The organism is Thermogemmata fonticola, from assembly GCF_013694095.1.
In the GTDB taxonomy this organism is placed as follows: domain Bacteria; phylum Planctomycetota; class Planctomycetia; order Gemmatales; family Gemmataceae; genus Thermogemmata; species Thermogemmata fonticola.
In genome coordinates this window covers 1-22,453 of the sequence record NZ_JACEFB010000013.1, presented here as the reverse complement: position 1 = coordinate 22,453, position 22,453 = coordinate 1, and the positions used below count along the sequence as shown (strand labels likewise).

The 22,453-nt window shown below is 61.5% G+C and carries 12 protein-coding genes and 1 rRNA gene; 11 read left to right on the top strand and 2 right to left on the bottom strand.

The window, feature by feature from the left end:
- Positions 1-240: 240 nt before the first annotated feature.
- The 6 genes from H0921_RS14285 (at position 241) to H0921_RS14260 (ending at position 11,344) form a co-directional block, all read left to right on the top strand.
- Positions 241-5,445, top strand: coding sequence for a coiled-coil domain-containing protein (locus tag H0921_RS14285; protein WP_194539193.1), 5,205 nt, complete (start codon positions 241-243; stop codon positions 5,443-5,445).
- 118 nt (positions 5,446-5,563) lie between these two features.
- A complete protein-coding gene (locus tag H0921_RS18350; RefSeq protein WP_194539192.1) occupies positions 5,564-6,715 on the top strand; it encodes a prenyltransferase/squalene oxidase repeat-containing protein in 1,152 nt (383 codons plus the stop codon).
- Between the two features lie 165 nt (positions 6,716-6,880).
- The gene (proB, locus tag H0921_RS14275) at positions 6,881-8,032 is read left to right on the top strand and encodes a glutamate 5-kinase (protein WP_228499774.1); all 1,152 of its coding nucleotides are present in this window, start codon (positions 6,881-6,883) and stop codon (positions 8,030-8,032) included.
- A gap of 75 nt (positions 8,033-8,107) precedes the next feature.
- Positions 8,108-8,710 carry an RNA polymerase sigma factor gene (locus H0921_RS14270; protein WP_194539191.1) on the top strand — a complete coding sequence of 201 codons (603 nt, stop codon included), beginning with the start codon at positions 8,108-8,110 and terminating at the stop codon, positions 8,708-8,710.
- 147 nt (positions 8,711-8,857) lie between these two features.
- Positions 8,858-9,325 carry a hypothetical protein gene (locus H0921_RS14265; protein WP_194539190.1) on the top strand — a complete coding sequence of 156 codons (468 nt, stop codon included), beginning with the start codon at positions 8,858-8,860 and terminating at the stop codon, positions 9,323-9,325.
- Between the two features lie 681 nt (positions 9,326-10,006).
- The gene (locus H0921_RS14260; RefSeq protein ID WP_315851910.1) at positions 10,007-11,344 is read left to right on the top strand and encodes a DEAD/DEAH box helicase; all 1,338 of its coding nucleotides are present in this window, start codon (positions 10,007-10,009) and stop codon (positions 11,342-11,344) included.
- A 64-nt stretch (positions 11,345-11,408) separates the two neighbouring features.
- On the opposite strand, the gene purQ is transcribed toward H0921_RS14260, so the two are convergent.
- Complete coding sequence (gene purQ, locus H0921_RS14255; RefSeq protein WP_194539188.1) at positions 11,409-12,185, bottom strand: phosphoribosylformylglycinamidine synthase I; 777 nt, start codon at positions 12,183-12,185, stop codon at positions 11,409-11,411.
- Positions 12,186-12,884: 699 nt separating this feature from the next.
- On the opposite strand from purQ, the gene H0921_RS14250 reads away from it, so the two are divergent.
- The 4 genes from H0921_RS14250 to arsM all read left to right on the top strand — a co-directional run bounded on the left by H0921_RS14250 (position 12,885) and on the right by arsM (position 19,444).
- Positions 12,885-14,392: ribosomal RNA gene (locus H0921_RS14250) — 16S ribosomal RNA — on the top strand.
- Positions 14,393-14,598: 206 nt separating this feature from the next.
- Complete coding sequence (locus tag H0921_RS14245; protein WP_194539187.1) at positions 14,599-14,838, top strand: Trm112 family protein; 240 nt, start codon at positions 14,599-14,601, stop codon at positions 14,836-14,838.
- A 245-nt stretch (positions 14,839-15,083) separates the two neighbouring features.
- Positions 15,084-18,215, top strand: coding sequence for a M1 family metallopeptidase (locus H0921_RS14240; protein ID WP_194539186.1), 3,132 nt, complete (start codon positions 15,084-15,086; stop codon positions 18,213-18,215).
- A 242-nt stretch (positions 18,216-18,457) separates the two neighbouring features.
- Entirely contained in the window at positions 18,458-19,444 is a 987-nt protein-coding gene (gene arsM, locus H0921_RS14235) for an arsenite methyltransferase (RefSeq protein WP_194539185.1), read from the top strand.
- A gap of 105 nt (positions 19,445-19,549) precedes the next feature.
- Here arsM and H0921_RS14230 read toward each other — a convergent pair whose 3' ends face one another.
- Positions 19,550-21,058 (bottom strand): sulfatase, encoded by a 1,509-nt coding sequence (locus tag H0921_RS14230; protein ID WP_228499771.1) that lies wholly within the window; start codon positions 21,056-21,058, stop codon positions 19,550-19,552.
- 106 nt (positions 21,059-21,164) lie between these two features.
- On the opposite strand from H0921_RS14230, the gene H0921_RS14225 reads away from it, so the two are divergent.
- A complete protein-coding gene (locus H0921_RS14225; RefSeq protein ID WP_194539184.1) occupies positions 21,165-22,271 on the top strand; it encodes a family 16 glycoside hydrolase in 1,107 nt (368 codons plus the stop codon).
- The last annotated feature ends 182 nt before the right edge of the window (positions 22,272-22,453 follow it).

The following is a 22,453-nucleotide window of genomic DNA, read 5'->3' as shown; positions in this document are numbered from 1 at the left end:
TACCGTGGCCCAGAACACCCGCAAACCCCAAGCCGGTCCGCTTAGGGCAAGAGTGCTGACAAATGAGCGCGCGGAATGTCGCTCACGGGCGCAGTCCCGTTGGTTCCGCCGGTACGAGGCTCTGGGAAACCGCACGAGGCAAGCCACCAGCCACGTGAGAACAAGCCACTGGCCCAAAGGAGGCAGGCCGTTGCCCCAAGTTGAGCAGTCCAAATACTCGCCGCAGAGGAGACGGCAGCGATGAGCATCATTCTGCATCCTCCCCGGAGCCGGGAATCCCTCACGGACAGCCTGGAAATCCTGGGGCGTGCGCGCCGCATGGCTCATCTGGCGCGCGCCACAGCCCGCTTGGCCCTGGTTCTGCTGCTGCCGATGCTGCTGTTCACCCTGGCCGATGTGTTGTGGCACCTGCCTAACGTGGTGCGGGCCGTAGGGCTTGTGCTGACACTCCTGGCCGCCGCTGCGGTCTTCCGGTGGGAGTGGCTGGCCGCCTGGCGATTGCGCACCGATCCCCTGGCCGTCGCACTCGCTCTGGAAGAGCAAAATCCGCAGTTACAGGACACCCTGGCTTCCGCTGTGACTTTCTTGCAAAGCCAGGATCCCGAAAAGCCGGAAGTCCCCCAGCGCTTTGCCACCGCGGTCATTCGCGCCGCCCGGCGATGGTACGAACGTTATGACTCGCAGTCCTGGATCCCCAGCGGAGCTGCCTGGCGCGAGATTTGGCTCGTCATGTTGGTGCTCGCCACCACCGCGCTTGGGGCACTCCTGGACAGCCAGCGAGCAGCGGTAGCCCTTCTGCGTTTCGTCGATCCTTACGGGGTGCATCCCTGGCCCGCGCAGACCCGCATCGAGATTGTGGAACCCCAAGTCCTCCCCACCCGCCTGGCCCGTGGCGAATCCTGGACGCTGGTGTTCGTCGTACACGGCGTCCTCCCGGAACAAGCCGAGGTGGAAATCCGCCTGCCGTCGGGAGAGCAATGGCTGGAAAGCTATCCCCTGACACGCGACCCGGTGCGTGGAACAGCCGCCCCCGTTTCCGTTGCTTGGCAGGCCCAGCGTTTCAGCCAGACCTACCAATTCCGCATTCGGGCCAATGATAGCACCACGCCCTGGCATACTGTCACCATCGTCCCGCCTCCCCAATTTGTGGCCATGGGAGGCCGACCTTCCCCGCAATTCCGCCTCGTACCTCCCGCCTATACGGGCCTGCCGGAAGGGTATCTGCCGGATGCCGCTGCCGTGCTCGAAATCCCTGCTGGTTCCATTCTGCACCTGCGGGCACGGGTGGACACTCCGCTAGCCGAGGCCCGGTTGGTGTACCTGGGCGATCTGACTCACCAATCCCTTTTGACCCCGTTGCGGGGTTTACAGGTCGGAACTCCTGCGCTTCTGCCTCCAGTGTTCTCCCTCCATGCTTCCCTCGCCGACGACATCCCCTTGCAACTGGACGAGGAAGGGACGGTCATTCAAGGGCGCTTTCAGCCCGCCTTCTCAGGCACCTACGCCTGGAAGCTGACCGACACGACCGGGCTAACCAGCACGCGCCTGCTGGAAATCCGCCTCCTCCCGGACCCCCCTCCCCACGTCGTCCTCCTCCGACCCCATGCCGAATCGGATTCCCAATGGTACGTCCCCACGGCCCATCTGCCCCTCCATGTGACAGCGGCGGACCCGCGTTACGGCCTGCGACGCATCGCTTTGGAATACTCCTGGGAAGGGGAAAACGTCCTTCACACGTGGGATGTGCTCGACTTAGGCCGTTTGCAGCAGGTTAGCCCGGCGCTATGCAGCCCGCTCCCCTTCGCCCGCCCCTGGCGGACCTACCACTGCGAACAACTGCTGCCTTTGCAGCAATTCCGGCATGCCGATGGCCGCCCTCCGCAACCGGGAGACATTCTGCATCTGCGGGTCGTCGCTTGGGATGGGGACGACATCTCGCCCTGCAAACCACCTGGCCGCCATAAGCCATCCGCCGCCACGGGGGAGACCCCCTCGCCGACTTCGGAAATGCCGTCCGGCATTCCCCCTCCCGCGTGGGACTTTACGCTGATGATCGTCACAGAAGATACCCTCCTGGCCATCGTACAGCGGGAACTCACCGCCCTGCTTCCGGAAAGCCTCCGCCTGCGCGAACAGCATAAGGAAGCCCAGGAACAGATGCAGGGGTACGTAGCACAGCCCAGGGATGAAGCGCAGGAAGCGAGCAACCGCGAGCGGCTCCTGCGCGTAGAACAAGGGCAGCACCTCCTACGCGGGCGGCTGGAGGACCCGCAGGAAGGTCTGCGCAGCCGGGTTCTCCGCTTGCAAACTTTGGTTCAAACCAACGCTCTGCCGCCCTCCCCGACTACCCAGCGCTTGCAAGCCGCCGCGGACCTGTTGCAACGGCTCGCCGAGCAGGAGTTGCCATCCCTGGAGAATCGGCTGCGGGAATTGCGGGAAGCCGCGGGCGGGAAACTTCAGCCATCCCCTCTCGTGGAAGAGCGCCTCCTGGCCCTGCGGCAACAGCAGCGGGTGGTGCAAGAGCAGTTGCAGGCTTTGGCCGAATTGCTCACGGAGTGGAGCGGGGCCGCCGATGTGCGCAGTGCTGCCCGGCTGCTCCAGCAGCAACTTCTGCAACAAGCCTCGGAGTTGCAACGTCTGGGAGAACAGATTCCCGCCGGCCAGACGCCTGGCCAGTTACCCGCTGAGCAGCAAGCCGAGTTGCAACGCCGAGCTACCCGGCTCGATGCGGCAGCGGAGCAAGCGGAAGCGCTTCTGAGCCGCGCCGCCAGTTTGGCCCAGACTAAGGAAACGGAGGCCGAGCAAGCCCGCTCGGCGGCGGCTGCCGCCCGCCAGCGTGCTGCCGACATCCTGCAACAAGCCCAACAACTTCCCCCGGACTCCCCCCAGCGATCCTTCCTCCAAGCTCAAGCCGCCGTGGAACAAACCCTCGCCCAGGAGCGGCTCCGCCAGGCCGAGCTAGCCGCTCAGGAAGCTGCCGCTTTACGCCAGGCCATCCAGGCCGCCCAAGGCCAAACCACCGCCGAAGACCTCCGGCAGGCCGCTAGCGCTCTGCGGAACAATCTCCAGGCCCAGGCCGCTCGCCAAACTCGCCAGGCAGCCGAACGGCTGGAACGCCTCATCACCGCTCTGAAGGAACAAACCCCCGACCCCATTCCAGAACTGACCCGTCTGCGGGCGGCTGCGGATAGTCTCGACGCCCTGGGGACCGCCCAGGATGAGTTGCGGCGGCGCACCCAAAAAGCCGCTCAACAGAGCGATCCCGCCCAGCGCACCGCGGAATTGCAACGCCTGGCCCGCCAACAGGGTCAGCTCCAGGAACACGCCCAACAATTGCTCCAACGCCTCCAACGTCAGGGGCAGCCCGAAGTCCTCCAAGCCCTCCAGGAGGCGATTGATCAGATGGCAGCCGCCCAGCAAGCGCTCCAGCAGGGCCAAGCTGCCTGGGCCGAACAAGTCCAGGCCATCGAGCGCTTGGACGAAGCCCGCGACCGCCTCGATGCCACTGTGGCTGCTCATTCCCCCGCCGAGCGGCTCGCGGATGAAAAACGCCGTCAACTCCGCGATCGCCTCCAGGCCCTCCTGGAACGCCAGCGTTCCCGCATCGCCGAAGCCCAGCGCCTGCATCACCAGCTTCTCGCCCAAAAACGCTGGACCCGCACCCTTCAGCAAGGCTACGCCGCTTTGGCCGAGGACCAGAAACAACTCGCCGAAGATGTCCGGCCCTTCGCGGAGGAACTGAGCCACTGGCCGGTTCTCCAACATCTCATTCGCGACACCGCCGAACTGCTGGAGCGGGCCGCCGGGCGTATCCACCAACGCCTCGACGATCTCGATCCCGATCTTCCCTGGAGCGACCAAGCGGAGACAGCCGCCCAGCAACGTCTGGTGCAACCGATGGAACAAGCCGCTCGCCGGCTGGAGCAACTGTTGCTCGCCCTGCAAGACGATAGCGGCAGCCTGACACCGCCGGCCCCGGATCGTTCCGCTTCTCCCCGCCCCCCCTCGGCATCCTCCGATCCTGCCGCCTTCCGGGGAGAAATGATTCCCCCCCTAGCTCAGCTCAAGGCCCTGCGCGCTTGGCAAGCCGAGATTCACCAGCGCACGGCCGCCTTCGCCCAGCACCATCCGGACCTGTCCCGCCTTTCCGATGCCGATCGTGAAGAACTTCAGGAGCTAGAGGCTGCCCAACGGACAATCGCGGCCCTTTTCCAAAAGCTCGCCGCACTCTTGGACGAATCCACAGCTCAACCGGAGGAGGCTCCTCCTGCCCTTCCCGTGGCTCCGCCACCCCGACCGGCACCGCCTCCTATGCCCCGGCTCCAGCCGCCCGATCCCACCAATATCCCCCAAGGCACTGCGGATGATCCGCCTTCCTCCCTCCTGCGCCCGGAGCGACGCGTGACGGCACGCGGCCATCATCTGATAACCATGATAACCCGATGGTATCACAGCCGGATCGAAACCTTGGGCGCATACCATCTACGCGAAGCCGCTGCGCTCGAAGCCGCCGCCTTGGAGGAAGGCACTTCCCTGGAATCGGACAGCGATGCCTTAGATCAGGTGGACGTCGCCCCGCCCCCACGCCCTGCCGGACCTGATGGTTCCCCGGAATCACAACCCGCCGCTGAGACTCCGACCCCCGCTGAGGCTCCGGAAGATCCGCGGGAGATCCTCCAGCGCATCATTCGCAATGCCCAAAAAGCTTCCCAGGAGCTGGCTCAGGCCAACCCCGGCCCTCAAACCCAGCAAACCCAACGCGATATCCTCAAGGATATCGATGCCCTCCTGCATCCCCCGCCGCCTCCGCCACCCAAGGACCAAAGCCAAAAGAATCAGAAGCAGTCCCCCATGGAACCGCCCCCGAAGCCGCCCCAGGATTCCCCTCAAGACTCTCCCAAGGGGGGCAATAAGGAACCGCAACATCCGCCCATGGGGAAGGACAATCCTTCGGGAAATAATTCCTCCTCAACTCCAATGCCCAAAGGAGGCAACGCTCCGCCCTTGGGGAGCAAGTCCAATTCTCCCTCGCCTTCAGGCTCCGGAGGAAAGGGTTCTTCCGCCTCCGGTCAGGAGCAGCCGGGAACGCCCCCCTCCTTCACACGTCGCCCCCGCCAGGGAGCATCTTCCCCACGGCCTGACACGCAGACCTCCCGCACCCCCTCCTCACCGACCGGAGGCAAAAACCCCATGCCAGCGGCTCAGAAAATCGACGCCGAACCGAAAGCCCCGGGCGGAATCGCCCGCCCTGACCCCCAGAAAAAACCCCTTGCTCCCTCCCGCACCGCACCTCCGAATTGGGAGCAGGATTGGGTTCGCAATGTCTGGGGCCATTTACCGGACACCTTACGCCGGCAGGCAAGCGAATACTACCGCCAGGAATTGATCCCGAAATACACCAAACTGCTGGAACAATATTATTCCTCCCGGCTTCAGAAAAAGTGATTCCTCACGGTTCAGGAAAAGGTGAATCCAAGGTGAACGACGCGAGGCAAGATTGGAAGATGCACCGTGCTTGAATAGGGCTTAAGTATATCATGCGTGGAGAAGTGGAGACGACGCCGTGTCTGAACCCGAAAGGACAACCGCGATAGGCATCAGTCGGCGGCAGTGGCTGAAGGTGACAGCAGGCGCGCTGGCAGGCAGTACAGGCGCTTGGCTCAGCCATGCTCAGCCGCCGCGGTCTGGCGTCGCTGGGGGGGGAGAGGATCGCCGGGACGCAGCCCAGGAGATCACCTCCGAGGTGCAAGAGGCGATCGATCGCGGTTTGGAGTTCCTGGCCCGCAATCAGAATGCCGAGGGTTCCTTTGTGGATCATCGGAGCGGCTCTGCCGTGGGTATTACCTCACTGGCGGCCCTGGCGTTGATGGCGGGGGGGCATCAACCTGGGCGGGGTCGATTCGGCAATGAAGTGTTGCGGGCGGCCGAATATGTCGCCTCGATGGCGGATGGCCCCTATCCCGGTTTCCTGACCACTCCTGAGAGCCAAGGCAGCGGGCGGCTGGCGACGCAACCCAGCCCCATGTATAGCCACGGCTTCGGCACCCTGTTCCTAGCGGAGGTCTGCGGCATGATGCCCACCCCCCGCCAGGACCAAACCGTGCGTGCGGCCTTGGAAAAAGCGGTCGCTTTCACCATCGCCGCTCAGAACAAGGAGGGGGGCTGGCGCTACGAACCGCGGGCTGCTTTTGCCGACGTATCCGTGACTGTGGCCCACATGATGGCCCTTCGAGCCGCCAAAAATGCCGGCCTGTTTATCCGCAAAAGCGTGATTGATGCCGGTGTCGCTTATATCAAGGCGTGCCAGGTCGCCGATGGCGGCTTCAGCTATTGGAAAGGACAAGGGCATTCGGCCTTTGCGCGCTCAGCGGCTGCCATCGTCGGCTTGTATAGCGCCGGGCTGTACCAGGGAGGCGAAATCGAGCGCGGGTTGAAATACCTGCTCCAATTCCTGCCGGGCCGGCCCCTATCGCTGCGGGACATTCCACCCCAGCATTACTGGTACGGCCACTATTACGCCGCTCTGGCCATGTGGACGGCACGGGAACGATATTGGAACACCTGGTTTCCCGCCATCCGTCAGGAGTTGCTCCACAAGGCCCGCACCAGCGGCGGCCTGTGGCTCGACCCCTACCATGGCGCGGTGTATGCCACGGCCATGGCCTTGATCATCCTGCAACTGCCCAACAACTACCTGCCGATTCTGCAGCGTTGACTTCCAGGCTAGGCATTTCCCTCGATCAGCCCAGTGTTCCTAGGACGCCCAACCCTGGCGGTTTCTGCCTGACCTAGGGGTGGACAAGTGGGAAGTGGCATTTGCGTTCTCGGCGTCTGGCCGTATAAACCCTTCTCCAGCAGCTTCCGCCCAAATGAGATGGCTATGACGGATCGACCTATGCCGGATCCATTACGCGAGCAGTGGGTAATTCCAGCCCGCCTCGTTGTCATCAAGGTGGGTACAAACGTCCTGGCCGATAGCCGTGGGCAGATCGACCGGGAACGGATGCAATCCCTGGCTGATCAGATCGAGCGTTTACACCGCTCCGGTCGGCGGGTGGTCTTGGTCAGTTCGGGAGCGATTGGCGCTGGGGTGGGGCTGTTGGGGTTGCCGCAGCGGCCGGGGGAATTGCCCCAGCTTCAAGCCTGTGCGGCCGTGGGACAATCGCGGCTGATGCAATTGTATCAGGAATGCTTTGCGCCCCACGGGCGGGCTGTGGCTCAAATCCTCCTCACGGCGGGAGATTTCGAGCACCGCGTCCGTTACCTCAACGTCCGCAATACCATCCACGCCCTGTTCGAGTACGGCGCCCTGCCCATCATCAACGAGAACGATACTGTCTCGGTCGCGGAGATCAAATTCGGGGATAACGACCACTTGGCCGCCTTGGTGACCAACCTGCTCCGGGCACCCCTTTTGGTGCTCCTGACCAACGTGGATGGCCTGTATTCCGATGATCCCCGCCTCAACCCCGATGCTTCCCTCTTACCCACGGTGGAGAAGATCGACTCCCGGATTCTCGCTCTGGCAGCTTCGACGCGCAGCAGCCTCGGCACGGGCGGCATGCGGAGCAAGCTCAAGGCGGCTCAATTGGTCACGGCGGCGGGGGAAGCGGTGGTGATTGCCAATGGCCGGTGGGATCACGTGCTGGACCGGCTCTTTGCGGCGGAACCGCTGGGCACGCTGTTTCTACCCCACGGCGAAGACCTACCGGCCTGGAAACGGTGGCTCGGATTCACCGTTCGACCCAAAGGCACCTTGCACATCGACGCCGGGGCCCAACGCGCCTTGCTGGAGCAGCGGAAAAGCCTTTTACCTGTCGGCGTCGTCCGGATCGACGGAAACTTTACCAAGGGAGACCTCGTGGCCATCTGCGGGCCAGAGGGGCAGGAAATCGCACGGGGACTGAGCAACTATTCCGCGGCGGAAGCCCAACGCATCCGCGGCCTGACCAGTACCCAAATCCGGGAACGCTTCGGGCAGCTCCCTTATGCCGAAATCGTCCACCGCGACAACTTGGTCATCATCGGTTAGGATGACAGCAGGTTCATCGTCATATAGGCGCCAGGCAACAAGGCCCTCGCTCGATGAGGCGGGCGCAACGCTGGGATGGGTGGTCACCATTCGCTGCCGGATTCCCCTAGGGACTCCGCCCGACGGCGGGAGTTTGAGCGCCTCTATGCGGCCTATAGCCGGGAGATTTGGGCGATTGCCTATGCCCGTTGGATGGATAGCCACCTGGCCTTAGACATTATGCAGGAAACATTCCTGCGCTTGTGGCGGCAGTGGGAAGCAGGAGAAACCATCGAAAACCCGCGGGCGTGGCTCCTCCGCGTGGCCCGCAACTTGGCCGAAGATATGGCCAAAAGCGCTTTCCGCCGCCACGGTACCCAAAGCATGGAGGTCCTCAACGGAGTGGTCGCCCCCCAGCCTTCACCGGTCGAGCGGTTCGAACACACCGAGCAATTTGCCCGGCTTCGGAGCTTGCTCCAGGAACTCGCCCCCGCAGACCGCGAAATCCTGACCCTCCGTTATGCTTGGGATTACGACACCCACCGCATTGCCGAGTATTTGAACATCGCGGTTGCGGCTGTCCATATGCGCCTGACTCGTGCCCGCCAGCGATTGGCTGCTCTGGTCAAACAGAAAGAGCAATGCCGCCGCCCCCAAACTGGCACACCGCTGGCTGCCCCGCAGGAGTCGGAACTATGACCCCAACCCCTGGGCGGTTCCTGGCACAGCGATTGCCTGCCGAGCACCGTGCAGAAGGTTCTCTGGCATCACAGGACGGACTACGTTCCAAAACTCAAGCTTGGACCGGAAACAGCTAACCTGTAAGAAAACTTTGGACGCAAAGCCATGACAGAGCCACATACTCCTCTCCCGGCCCTTCCCCCAGATGACGAATTGGATCATCTGCTGCGAGCCTATTTCCGTTCTCAAATTCCCGCTGTTTGGCCCCCGGCTCCTGCGCCGGAGGCGACGGCAACCCCCTCGGCGCTTCAGGCTCAGATTGCCCCCCCTGCATCATCCCGTCCACCTTCCGATACCCTGCGCCGGCCCCGTTATGTTCTCGCGGCTTCGGCGATCGCCCTTCTCGCTCTCGGCTGGTTCCTCATCGAACGACACACCGCCATCGTTTCCCACCTCCCAAACCCTGCGTCTGGCCGCGGGGGTAATTCCATGCTGCCCCTGACGGAGGCGTCCAATCCGCCGGTGCTCCAGCATCTGCGGAAATCTCCTCCGGCGGCGCCCCCTCACTCCCCGGCAAAAAATCAGCCCGCGGATGAACCGGATACTAAACGTCCCCCCATCAAACTCCCCTGAGCCAACCTTTCCCGCCGTCCTCTTGGAATTGATGGGATCGATCCCCGGCATGGAGAAGACTTTGCTGTCGGGCCGCGGTGTCCCGGAACTCCTTTTCCTTTCCCGGCTACCGGCTCCTCGTCGGGCCTATTCCTCCATCGACTGAGCTAGAGCTTGATGGAGCGACACTTCCTGTGCAACGCGTACCCGGTTTTCGGGAGGCAGCCTGCCTCTGGACGACCCTGCGGTGACATTCTTACAATTATTACGTCCAGATCAATCTTGCCTCGACTATGCTCCGGAAACGGATGTTTGCCCCCCCTAGGAGCGCACCTGAATAGCGAGGTCCCACACAGCAACATGAGGAATGGCGATTCTGGCCTCTCCATGACGCAGACTGAAGCATCACCGATGAGTCAACCCCTCTGTCCGGGTGAGAGTTCAGACCATTGTCCGCCAGAGAGTTCAGGTGGGGTGGCTAATCAGGCCGCCGGTGAGGATTCCCAACCGTCAGAGCAATCATATTTGGAAGGCACTGTAGAGGGATCGAGCGACGACGGAGGGGGGGAAAGCTGTTCTGGCTTCGATGATCGCGTTGCGGGTGACGGTGAGGGGAACGGTGATAGCCAAGAGGGTTGTTCTTCCCCCTCCTCGACCCCGGATAGCGGGGCGGCTGGGGAAGAGAGGGAATGCAGGCCACCTGTGCCCCTGGTCACTACTCGTAGTTTCGCAGAATTGCGTATCAGCCGGGCGGTTCTGGACGCCCTGGAGCATGCCGGCTACCGTCATCCCACGCCGATACAAGAGGCGATCATTCCCCTGGCATTGCGCGGCCGGGATGTCATTGGCCAATCCCAAACCGGAACGGGCAAGACCGCCGCTTACCTTCTTCCTTTTCTCACTCGCTGGCGTCCCCACCGCTTCCGCGGGCCAATTGGCCTGGTGATGGTCCCCACGCGGGAACTGGCCCTGCAAGTCAGCGCGGAAGCCCACAAGCTGGCTCCGTGTCGTCGCTTCCGCGTCGTCACCCTCTACGGCGGCGTTCCTCTCGAACGGCAGACCCGCCTTCTGAAACACTCGACGGACCTCGTGGTCGGAACGCCCGGACGCCTTCTCGATCATCTGCGGCGCGGCACATTGCAACTCCGGGATGTCCGTTATGTCGTGCTCGATGAGGCCGACCGCATGCTCGACATCGGCTTCCGCCCGGATATTGAGCGTATCTTGCGCCACTGTCCGAGCCAGCGGCAAACGCTCTTGATGTCCGCCACGGTGCCTGAAGCCGTACTCCGCCTGGTCCACCGCTACATGACCGATCCCCAGCATGTCAACCTGATGCCGGAGCAATCCACCGTCGCCACGATCCGCCAGAGCTACATCACGGTCGATGCCGAGAAAAAGTTCGAGTTGCTCTGCTATCTGCTGGAGCGGGAATCGCCCCGGCAATGCCTGATTTTTGTGGCACGCAAGCAGGGCGCGGACGAGTTATACCGCCAGCTCAAGCCCCGCTTTGCGGAGACTGCCGTCATTCACGGCGATTTGACTCAACGCCAGCGGGAAAGGATCATGGCCGCCTTCCGCAGCGGCGACATTCGCTTCCTCATCGCCACCGACGTCATGAGCCGCGGCATCGACGTGGAAGGCATTTCCCATGTCATCAACTACGACTTGCCGGAAGATGCCGATAACTACATCCACCGCATCGGACGCACGGGCCGGTTGGGCCGAGATGGGGTCGCCATCTCCTTCGTCACCCCGGAACAAGGCGAGCTGCTGACACGAATCGAAATGACGATCAATCGGCTGCTGGATAAGGAGGAAGTGGAAGGGGAGTGGTTCACCCCGCGGCTTGTGATCTCCGCGGAACCTTTCCTCCCGAATCCTCTCGACCAGTTACCACGGGACGAGGAGGGCTGGTGGAAGGAGGAGGAAGAGCCGCCATTTCCGATGCCGTCCTCGGAGTGGTCCAGTCCCCCTGGGGATCGTTCAGCCGTTTCGTCGGCCCGTCGGCTGCCGCGCCGCTACCGCAACCGCCTCTGAGCCGCCCCGATTTCCGTAGAAACCCTTCAGAGAGGAATCAGGCTGTTCGGAGTGCTCATCGTTTTCAATTCCGCTCGAAGAACCGGACGGCGTTGCGAAAGATGCTCAATCCTTCCCCCTCTTCTGCCAACCCGCGCCGCGTCCATTGCGGATGCTGAGTCGGGAAGAGATGCCGATCTGGATGGGGCATCATTCCCAGCACTCGGCCCGTGGCATCGCACAGTCCGGCAATGTCGTTCTGGGAACCGTTGGGATTGATCGGGTAACCGCCCCGCTGTCCCGCGGCATCCACATACCGCAGCACCACTTGCCCCGCCTGCTCCAGACCGCGAGCGATCCACTCCTGCCGGCAGAGGAACTTCCCCTCCGCATGACCAACAGGGACATAAAGCCGCTCGATCCCCTCCAAAAACGGACACTTGCGGGAGGTCACCTGTAAATGGACCCAGCGATCCTCGTAATGCCCCGAATCGTTGAGGGTCAGCGTCGCCAAGGGGCCTTCCTCATCCGGCGGCACCAAAAGTCCCGCCTTGAGCAACACCTGAAAGCCGTTGCAAATCCCTAAGATCAGCTTTTCCTCATCCCGGAATTGCCGTAAGGCGTCGCTCAAGTAATGCTGGAAATACAGAGCCTGGACTTTCCCCGCACCGATGTCATCCCCATACGAAAAGCCGCCGGGAAGCACCAAAATGTGGTAGCGCCGCAACAGGCGGGGCTGCTCGCACAGGGCATTGAGGTGGACCCGATCCGCGCGCACGCCCAGAAGCTCAAATGCCGTCTGAACCTCGCAATCGCAATTGGTTCCAGGAGCGCGCAAAATGAGTGCTGCTGGTTTCGCCATGACCGCCATCCTCTCCACCGGCGATTAGGCTTATTGTATCACTCCACACCGAAATGGACCCACGAGCTTTTTCCTTACTCCGCCAAAGTGACTTTCCTCCTCCACGAGGGGTCGCTCACCGCCTGCCTACGTGTCTTCATCGAAGCGCGTAAGCCAAGCCCAACCTGTCCTGGGGCCTTTCCTACGATGGCTGGGCACTGCTCATTGATCCGGGGAAAAAGTTGGATAATGGCAAATCGAATCCGGCAGGTGTACCCGGCTAAAATCCGGCGAAAAAGACCTCCAAGTCAGCCTACCCCGCGGGAAAAAGAGCTGTCCGTTCCTCCGGCCTCCAAATTTTTTTCACACTGCAAACGTTTATTTTTCAAGAGATTACGCAGTGCTGCCGAAAAAAATGGGGCAGGAGAGTTGACACGCACCGCGGTCATGATTAGTATTTCTTCACCCAAAGCGGCGAGCAGGCCGCGAACGATGACGGGACCAATGAGGTCATCGTGTGATCTTTGACAAGTTGGTGAGATGCCCTGAATGAGGAGGTTGGGTTCATCGCCGATTGTTCAGGCGTGACCCAAACCTCGGCCCTCGGAAGCCGCCTGCAATCCGTAAGGGTTGCCGGGGCAGACTAGGCCAAGCGGATGAGTCAAGCCGAACAACGGCCAAACTCTCAAAAGTGATCCGCTGCAAGGCGGAGCGAAAAAACTTTTGAAGGGTTTGATCCTGGCTCAGAACGAACGTTGGCGGCGTGGATTAGGCATGCAAGTCGAGGGAATCTCCCGCAAGGGAGGGAACCGGCGTAAGGGGCAGTAAGGCATGGGTAACCTACCCCGAGGTCCGGGATAGCCATCAGAAATGGTGGGTAATACCGGATGAACTCGTGAGAGCAAAGGTCCGCCGCCTCGGGAGGGGCCCATGTGGTATTAGCTAGTTGGTAGGGTAATGGCCTACCAAGGCGAAGATGCCTAGCGGGTGTGAGAGCACGACCCGCGCCACTGGCACTGAGACACTGGCCAGACACCTACGGGTGGCTGCAGTCGAGAATCTTCGGCAATGGGCGCAAGCCTGACCGAGCGACGCCGCGTGCGCGATGAAGGCCTTCGGGTTGTAAAGCGCTGTCGAGGGGAGGAAAAGCCCCACAAGGGCTTGATCGGCCCCTGGAGGAAGCACGGGCTAAGTTCGTGCCAGCAGCCGCGGTAAGACGAACCGTGCGAACGTTGTTCGGAATCACTGGGCTTAAAGGGTGCGTAGGCGGGTTGTCCAGTCTGGGGTGAAATCCCACGGCTCAACCGTGGAACTGCCTCAGATACTGACGACCTCGAGGGAGGTAGGGGCGAGCGGAACTGTGGGTGGAGCGGTGAAATGCGTTGATATCCACAGGAACTCCGGTGGCGAAGGCGGCTCGCTGGACCTCTGCTGACGCTGAGGCACGAAAGCTAGGGGAGCAAACGGGATTAGATACCCCGGTAGTCCTAGCCCTAAACGATGGGTACTAGGTAGTAGGCTAGACATGGGCTTACTGCCGTAGCAAAAGTGCTAAGTACCCCGCCTGGGGAGTATGGCCGCAAGGCTGAAACTCAAAGGAATTGACGGGGGCTCACACAAGCGGTGGAGCATGTGGCTTAATTCGAGGCTACGCGAAGAACCTTATCCTGGGCTTGACATGTGCGAAAGCGCCGGGAAGTAGGACCCGGAAACGGGAACGAACGGTACCCAGCCCGGAACCCGGCACAGGTGCTGCATGGCTGTCGTCAGCTCGTGTCGTGAGATGTCGGGTTAAGTCCCATAACGAGCGAAACCCTTACCTTCAGTTGCTACCCGCAAGGGGCACTCTGGAGGGACTGCCGGTGTCAAACCGGAGGAAGGTGGGGATGACGTCAAGTCATCATGGCCTTTATGCCCAGGGCTGCACACGTGCTACAATGGCGTGTACAAAGCGAAGCAACCACGCGAGTGGAAGCCAATCGCAAAAAACACGCCCCAGTTCAGATCGGAGGCTGCAACTCGCCTCCGTGAAGACGGAATCGCTAGTAATCGCGGGTCAGCAACACCGCGGTGAATGTGTTCCTGAGCCTTGTACACACCGCCCGTCAAGCCACGAAAGGGAGGGGCGCCCGAAGTCACCTTCACCGGTGCCGAAGGCGAAACTCCTGATTGGGACTAAGTCGTAACAAGGTAACCGTAGGGGAACCTGCGGTTGGATCACCTCCTTTCTAAGGATGTTGACCACTCCAAATCATGTCACCCAACCCCCACAGGGCCTCACCACCTTGCAAAGATATTCCCGCCCCTGATGCTCACCCATCAGGGGCTTTTTTCTTTCCACGCGTCCCTTGTTACATCCCACCTCCCCCCCTAAATCTCCCTCTACCTCCGCCACCGAGAGCAAACATTCTCCCTACTTCACGGGAAATGCCCCATGATCGACCAGATTCTCCCCTACCTTCGCTGTCCTTTCGACCCCCACCGCCAAACCCCTCTTCAGCGCGCGGAGGACGCCCTCCTCTGCCCCGCCTGTGCCGCACGCTTCCCCATCCGTAATGGGATTCCTGTCCTGGTGCCCCGCGACGCCATCCTGCCCGAAGGCGTCCGCCATCCCGATCAACTCCCCCCTCGCCACCTGCCCCCGTCGTCCCCGCCGTCACCGATGCCTTCCTGAATGTAACGTGCCTCTTTCCCCGTCATCCTCCCCATCCGCCGGCCCGTCGGATAACCGTCTACCCCCCTTTCCTCGCGTGACCTATCGGGTCCCTCCCCTGTTCTTAGCAGCGCTTCCCGCAATTGCTCTGGCATTGGCGATGCACCCTTGCTATGCCCTCCGCCGGGGGAAAACTCTCGGAACCACACGGTGCCTCGGACCTGAACCCCCGAGACCCTGGTACTATGCCTCCTGCGGGAACAGATATGCGTTGGCTGACGCCGGACACCGGGTCATCCCGCAATGTTTGCGGTAAACGGTGGGGCTGGCTGGCTATCTTCCTTGGCTCCTTCGCGGCTTGGCTATCGCCCGCCTTCTACCCCTGCCTGTTGGCCCCAAAACAGGCCTTGTCAGCCGAAGAAAAGGCCCCCGCGTCCGCCTCGCCGCCTCTGCCCGCTCATCTCCCCCGTTATCGCTTCGATCTCGTTCTGGATACCCACAAGCACACGGCCCAACTGACCCTGCACGTGACGTGGAGCAACACCACCCCCTTCCCCCTCGATCATCTGGCATTCAATTTCTATCCGCACTATCGCGTCCCCCAGGGAGACTATATCCATTTGGCCAAGACGCTGGAGATGCTCCGCTTGCAACCATCACTGGGAATCGACCGCTGCGGGCGCTTTGGCGTCGTCCAATCCGTGCGGCTCCTGCAACAGGGCAAGGACGTCTATGATCAACCTCTCTCTTTCCGCTTCGATGCCGATAATGTGACAGCTCTGCGGGTGTTCCTCCCCCGCCCCCTCGCACCGGGCGAGTCAGTCACGGTCGTTCTCCACTGCTCGTATTATCTGCCGAACAAACAGGGGCGCTTGGGTCACTGGAAAGGGGTGGCCTATTTGACCAACGCCCTGCCGCTCCTAGCTTACTGCGACAGCGATGGCTGGAAGCCGATGCCGTTTGTCCCCTGGCATCAACCGTGGTTCAACGAAGCGGGCATCTTTCACGCCACGATCACATTGCCGGAGGAAGAAGTCCTGGCCGTCCCAGCGTCTGTGCTGCGGGACGAGCGGCTCGGCGATGGCCGCCGCCGTGTCCACCTCCATCCGTTCGTCGGCCGGGATTTTGCCATCCTCTGCTCACGCCGCTTTCGGGAATTCACCGCCACAACGGCCCTCCCATCGGGGCGCACCGTGCAACTGCGCTGCTATGCCTTCCCGGAGCACGAATTTTACGCCTTAGAAATCCTCCGTATCGCCGCCGAAGCCCTGCCCATCTTTTCCCGCTGGTTTGGGGATTACCCATATGACCAGTTCACGATTGTGGAGTCCTACTTCGGCTGGAATGGCAACGAATGTGCAGGGCTGATCATGATCGATGAGCGGGTTTTCGCCATGCCGCATCTGGCCCGCGGATACGTCGAATACCTGGTTTCTCACGAGACCTGCCACCAGTGGTGGTATAACCTGATCGGCACCAACGGTTACGCAGAACCATTTATGGATGAGGGGGCGGCGGTGCACTTCACCCACCGCTTGCTCGATCACAAGCATGGCCGGAATAATCCGATGCTGGAATGGCCGCGGGGGTTCCGCTGGCTGCCGAATATCCACCGGGAAAACTACCGCTACAGCGGACTGTACTATGCCATCCGTAATGGCGAGATGCACCCGGCGGCCCAAAACTTGCCTGCTTACGAGAATCTGTTCGGCCTATTCACCGGCGCCTACGACCGCGGCTCGAAAGTCTTCAGCATGATCGAAGCCCGCCTGGGCGAGCCGGCCTTCCACGACTTCATCCGACACTTGGCCCTCAAATATCGCTGGCGCATTCTTCAAGTGCGGGACCTGCGGCGGGAGCTGGAACAATACACGGGCCGGGACTGGGGCGAGTTCTTCCAGCGCTGGGTCTACGGCACGGAACTGACCGACTGGCAGATTGAGGGCGTTGAGCACCCGGCGGCTATACCGCGGATTTTTCGGCCTCGAACGAGTGCCCATCCGCCCGTGCGCATCATCGTCCGGCAAAATCGGGAGATCACCGAACCCACGCTCCTCGCGGTGCTCTTCGCCGACGGCTCTCAACACCGCATCCCCGTCGGTTTTACCACCGAGCCGATCCAGCTCCCGGAATGTCAAGCGACTGTCCATTACCTGGGAGATAAGCGCTGGCAGGTGGAGATTTTGGCCCCTTCCGCTCCGGTACAAGCCGTCCTGGACCCGGATCGCGTGCTGCTCGATGCCGAGCCAGCAAATAATGTGTGGAAATCCCAACCGCACATTCGCCTCACACCACTTTACACGATATTGGACGAGACCAACTTCACAATGAATTACGATCGTCTCAACATTATTATTGGCCCATGGGTGTGGGGACCATCCTACAATGATCCGTGGTACACGCGTACGACGATGGTCGGGCTGCGGGCTGGCCTGAACCGCCCAGAGCACTACCAAGCCGGTACCTATTTGGCCTACCGCTCGGATTTTCAGGATGTCGTTCTCGGTGCCGATGCCGCAGTTCTTGGAAATCACTGGCAAATCGGCGGGAATTGGGAGTGGCGGATTGCCGGACCGTGGGGACGGCTCCGCGACCAAGTCGTCGCACCTTGGGATCGGCTCGCCGGAGCAGGCGGCCCCCATCGCGGCGTGCTTTATGTTCGCCACGTCCTTCTGCCCACTTCCAGTCTCTATTTACCTCCCATGATGTATCAGGAAGTATTTACAACTTATCAGGATAACTTCCTCCCTTATTCACGTTCTTCGGATGGCATCCGTTGGAATCATATGATCCTGGGTGGCTATCATTACCGGTGGAACATGTACACTCCCTATTGGGACCCAGAGGGCGGTATCTGGGTGGACCTGCTCGCAGGGGGCGGTTCGGCCGATGTTCAAGGCTGGCGCGGCACGACTCAAGGACGCCTGGAATTGGCCGCCGTGCGCTCTTTGGGGCGTGACGATTGGGGACCCCTGGGACACACCCGGTTCGCCACACGCCTGGTCTTGCTCGGTGCCTTCCCCGATGAAGGGCGTTTCTTCGCACTGGGCGGGGGAACGTTGTTCCGCGGCTTCGATCTAGCTGAACGGCAAGGCAGCGCGGCTTGGGTAGCCAATGTCGAGCTACGCCTGCCCTTGGTCCGAGAGGTGGAGTGGGATATTCTGGATCATATCTTCGGGGGCCGCAACTTGTGGCTTGCCACCTTTTATGATGTGGGAGCCATTTACGTCGATGGGCGGCGAATCGGGAATGTGGCTCACGCTCTTGGGGTGGGCTTGCGCCTCGATCTGGCCGTCTTCAGTTTCATCGAACGGGCCTTATTGCGCCTGGATGTGGCCAAGACCCTCAATGCCGCAACGCCGTGGCAAATCTGGTTCGGCATTCAGCACGCCTTCTGACATGCTGCCTGCGGCAGATCGCACGCCGGCCTATCGCCTCAGGTTACCCCAGGGGAGGCAGTCCAACGGGATGGGCACACGTTCGCATCCGGGAAGCAGTGCTGCAAAGCCATCCCATCGTACCAGGTCGACCACCTGGATGGCGCCGGATTCATGCCGCAACGCTCGTATCCCTGAACCTCGGAACATAGAATGAAGGTTGTGTTGCTAGTCAAAGGGCTATCGTGGCGAGGTGCATTGTCGTGTCCGAAACCTCTCTCACCGACATCGTGCGGCAAAAGTATGCGGCTGTGGCGAGCAGCGGCATCACTCAAGAGACAGCGGGGGTGAAGGAAGCCGCCCAAGCGTTCGGCTATTCCGCAGAGGAATTGGCGCAACTGCCGGCGGAGGCGAACATGGCGCTGGGCTGCGGCAACCCAACCGCCTTGGCCAATCTGAAGGCAGGAGAGGTGGTGGTCGATTTGGGCTGCGGCGGCGGCATTGATGTGCTCCTGGCGGCTCGCAAAGTCGGACCGACGGGGAAGGCCATCGGGATTGACATGACCCCGGAGATGATCGAGCGTGCCCGGCGCAATGCCGCTCGGGTGGGACTAGAAAACGTGGCCTTCTATCAGGCCACCCTGGATGCCCTGCCCTTGCCCGACGCCTCCGCGGATTGCCTCATCTCCAATTGCGTCATCAACCTGGTGCCGGACAAAGCGGCGGCTTTCCGGGAGATGTATCGCGTGCTCAAGCCGGGCGGCCGGATTGCCGTCTCCGACATCGCCCTGAAGCGGCCGCTGCCCCCGGAACTCGCTCGAAGTGTTGCCGCCCTGGTCGGCTGCATCGCCGGAGCCTTGACCTTCGAGGAATACATCCGGCTTTTGCAAGATGCGGGATTTGTCCAGGTTCAAGTGCTCGACAGCGGCGCTGACCTCAACGCTTACGCCCTCGTGGAGGGTCAAAGCGGCTGCTGCTCGCCGGCTATGTCTGCGGAGAAGCCCCCGGCACCAACTGGCTCCTCCACGGGGGAGAGTACTTCCACAACACGCTCGTTGTCCATCACGGAGGAGGACTGGATAGCCGCCAGTCAGAGTTGCTGCGGGGGAACGTGGCCGGAACAGAGGCAGGAGAGCCTATCGGCTGACAACACCGAGTCACTTCATAAGGAACTGGCATCCTTGATCCGCCGCTATGACGTCAACGAATACGCCGCCAGTGTCAAGGTTTCCGCGGTGAAACCGGGATGACGGTCTCCACCCAGTTTCTTACGGACAAAGGACAGGCATCGGACCAAGGATGAGTCATGCGGAGCACCTGCCGCCAGGGCAGTGGGCGGGGGGCATTCCTGGGCATCACTGGTCCGGGAAGGGGTCGTCCGGGCGGATGGGCCGTCCTTCCCAAATGGGCACGCCGTTTTCCACGATGAGCAACCGGCCGGCACTTCCCCGCATGGGCGGGGCATCGTTGCGAGGGAGCCAGCGGGCCAATTCCTTCTTGATCGGCTCGTAGCGTTCCTGGGCGGCGAGGTTGTGCCATTCGTGGGGGTCCGCCTGCACGTCGTACAATTCCTCGCTGCCATCGGCATAACGGATGTAGCGCCAGCGTTCTGTGCGCACAGCATGATTGCCGGGGTTGTGGGTGGTGATCGCCGGGCGCTGCCGCGGAGCGCGGGGGTCCTTCAACAACGGCACGAGGCTGACACCTTCCAAGGCGGAGGGAACGGGAAGGCCGCAGGACTCGGCCAGTGTCGGATACAAATCCAGCAGCTCGACGGGACGCTGGCATCGACCTCCCGCCGCCACTCCCGGTCCTGCCAGAATCAGGGGCACCCGCGTGGAACGCTCCCAGAGGGTGTTTTTGCCGGTGATGCCTTTTTCTCCCAAGTGCCAGCCGTGGTCGCTCCAAAGCACGACGAGGGTTCGTTCCGCTTGACCGCTCTGCTGCAAGGCTTGAAGCACCCGTCCCACTTGATGATCGACGAAACTGACACTCGCCAGATACGCCCGCACCAGCGGCTTCCACTGGCCGGCCTGCTGGAGCCACTTCCAGCGCGGCTCCGGCAGTTTCCAGTGCAAGTAGGAGGCGAACCGGGGCAAGTCGGCACGGTCGTCCTCCCGCACAGGCGGCAGGACCAGGCGATCCTCGGGATACAGATCAAACCACTTCTTGGGGGCGTAGCAGGGAACGTGGGGATGCTGGAAGCCGACGGCGAGAAACCAGGGCTTATCCTGGGGCGCCTTACGCAGCCAGTCCGCCGCCCAGGTCGCAATGTCATGATCAAAGCAATCTTCGTCCTTTTCCGGGAAAATACCCCAATCGACGAGGGGGTGAGGGTCTGGCGTCTGGACGAATTTCTTCGGGGGCCGTGAAGCCAAGCGTCCATCCGGCCCCCATTCATCGGCCTCCTGGGGGCGCTCCGCGCGCGGGGGATAACCTCCATGGAAGACCTTGCCGGTGCTAGCCGTCCAGTAGCCATGCCGCCGGAACCACTGGAAAAGGGTGGGATGATCTCGGAAGCGGCCGTCGCTGCGGAACCAAGGTGCCAGGGCGTAAACCCCGGTCGTGCTCGGACGCAAACCTGTCAACACACTGGTACGGCTTGGATTGCACAAAGGACTTTGACAATGGGCGTTGGTGAAAGTCACTCCTCGCCGGGCCAAGGCGTCCAGATGGGGAGTCTGAACCTGGGGGTGGCCTGCCAACGGCCCGACCCAATCATTCAAATCATCGATGGCGATAAACAGCACGTTCGGGCGCTGGGCGGCTGCCTGTGGTTCCCTCTCCGCGGCAGACAGCTCGGCACCAGTGCAGACCCACAGCCCGAAAACCGCAGCCCACTGGATCATCTTCTGTCTGGCCATTTTTTCCCTCGCTTCCTCCTTTACCTCCTGCTACAATCCTATCATCCTTCCCCGACGATACCAGAAAAAATCGAAACCTCCCTTTCACCTTTGCTGAGGCGTGATTATGAGCACAGTCCACTCGATCCGTTGGATGGCATTTACAGCACTGCTAGCAGCACTTCTCGCGTCGGGCCTTTCGGCTTCGGGAAATAACTCAGCGGACCCGACAGGGAATTCCCAAGAGGAAGAGGGGTTCGTCCCGCTCTTCAACGGCCAAAATCTCCAGGGGTGGGTCAACGTCAACTGCCATCCGGACACGTTTTATGTCAAGAACGGCGAAATCATCACCACAGGCCAGCCGACCGGCTTTCTGCGGACCGAACGCATGTATGAGAACTTCATCCTGGAGGTGGAGTGGATGCATGTCAACAAGAAGGAGATTGCCAATTCCGGCATTTTCGTCTGGGGCGATCCTCTGCCAGCCGTCGGGACACCTTACACGCGGGGCATCGAAGTCCAGGTGCTGATCAATTACCCGAAGGTGGATTGGGCGACGAATCACGGGGACGTTTTCGCCATTCATGGAGCCAAGTGCGTGCCGGATCGCCCTCACCCGCGGGGCTACATGCGTTGCCTACCGAGCGAGGAACGGGTCAAAGGAGGAGGCGAGTGGAATCACTACCGGATCATCGCCAAGGACGGCGCTATCAAGCTGCATGTCAACGGCAAGGAAGTCTCTGGGGTCAGCCAATGCGTCCCGCGCAAGGGGTATCTCGCGCTAGAAAGCGAAGGGGCCGAGTGCCACTTCAAGAATATCCGCATCAAGGAACTGCCCAGCTCTCAGCCGAAGGCAGAGGAGGTGGCCCAATCCTGGCAAGGCCATGTCAGCATTTTCAACGGCCTGACCTTGGAGGGCTGGAAAGCGGAGGCCGGCACCTGGAAGACGAGCGGCGGACGACTCGTCGCTCAAGGGAACGCCCCCCTGGCCAGCGGGAAGGAATACGGCCCGTGCGAGCTACTCTTCGATTGGCGCCTCCCCGCAGCCGCCAAGCAACGCCAGTGGCAGATCGACGTGGCAGGCAACAAGACCACGCTCAGCGTACCCGCTACTGGCAAACCGGACGCCTGGCGGAGGGAAACCCTTCGCTCGTCTGCCGCCGGCCTCATCATTTTCCATCCGATTCCCGGCTTGGAAATCATGAACGTCTTCCTGCGGCCTCTTGACAAATAAACAGGGTGAGGCACACCACGGGGAATGCAGGAAAAATCTATCGTGCTCCCGGCGAGTCGCAATTTCTTCGGCTTCCCTCTTGCGGAGAGATAAGAGGTTAGGTACCCTGGAATCGACCGTGAAGCACCACGGTCTGTGGTCCACTTCCCATCTCTTTCTCGTGAGGTGCTGTATGACTCGCT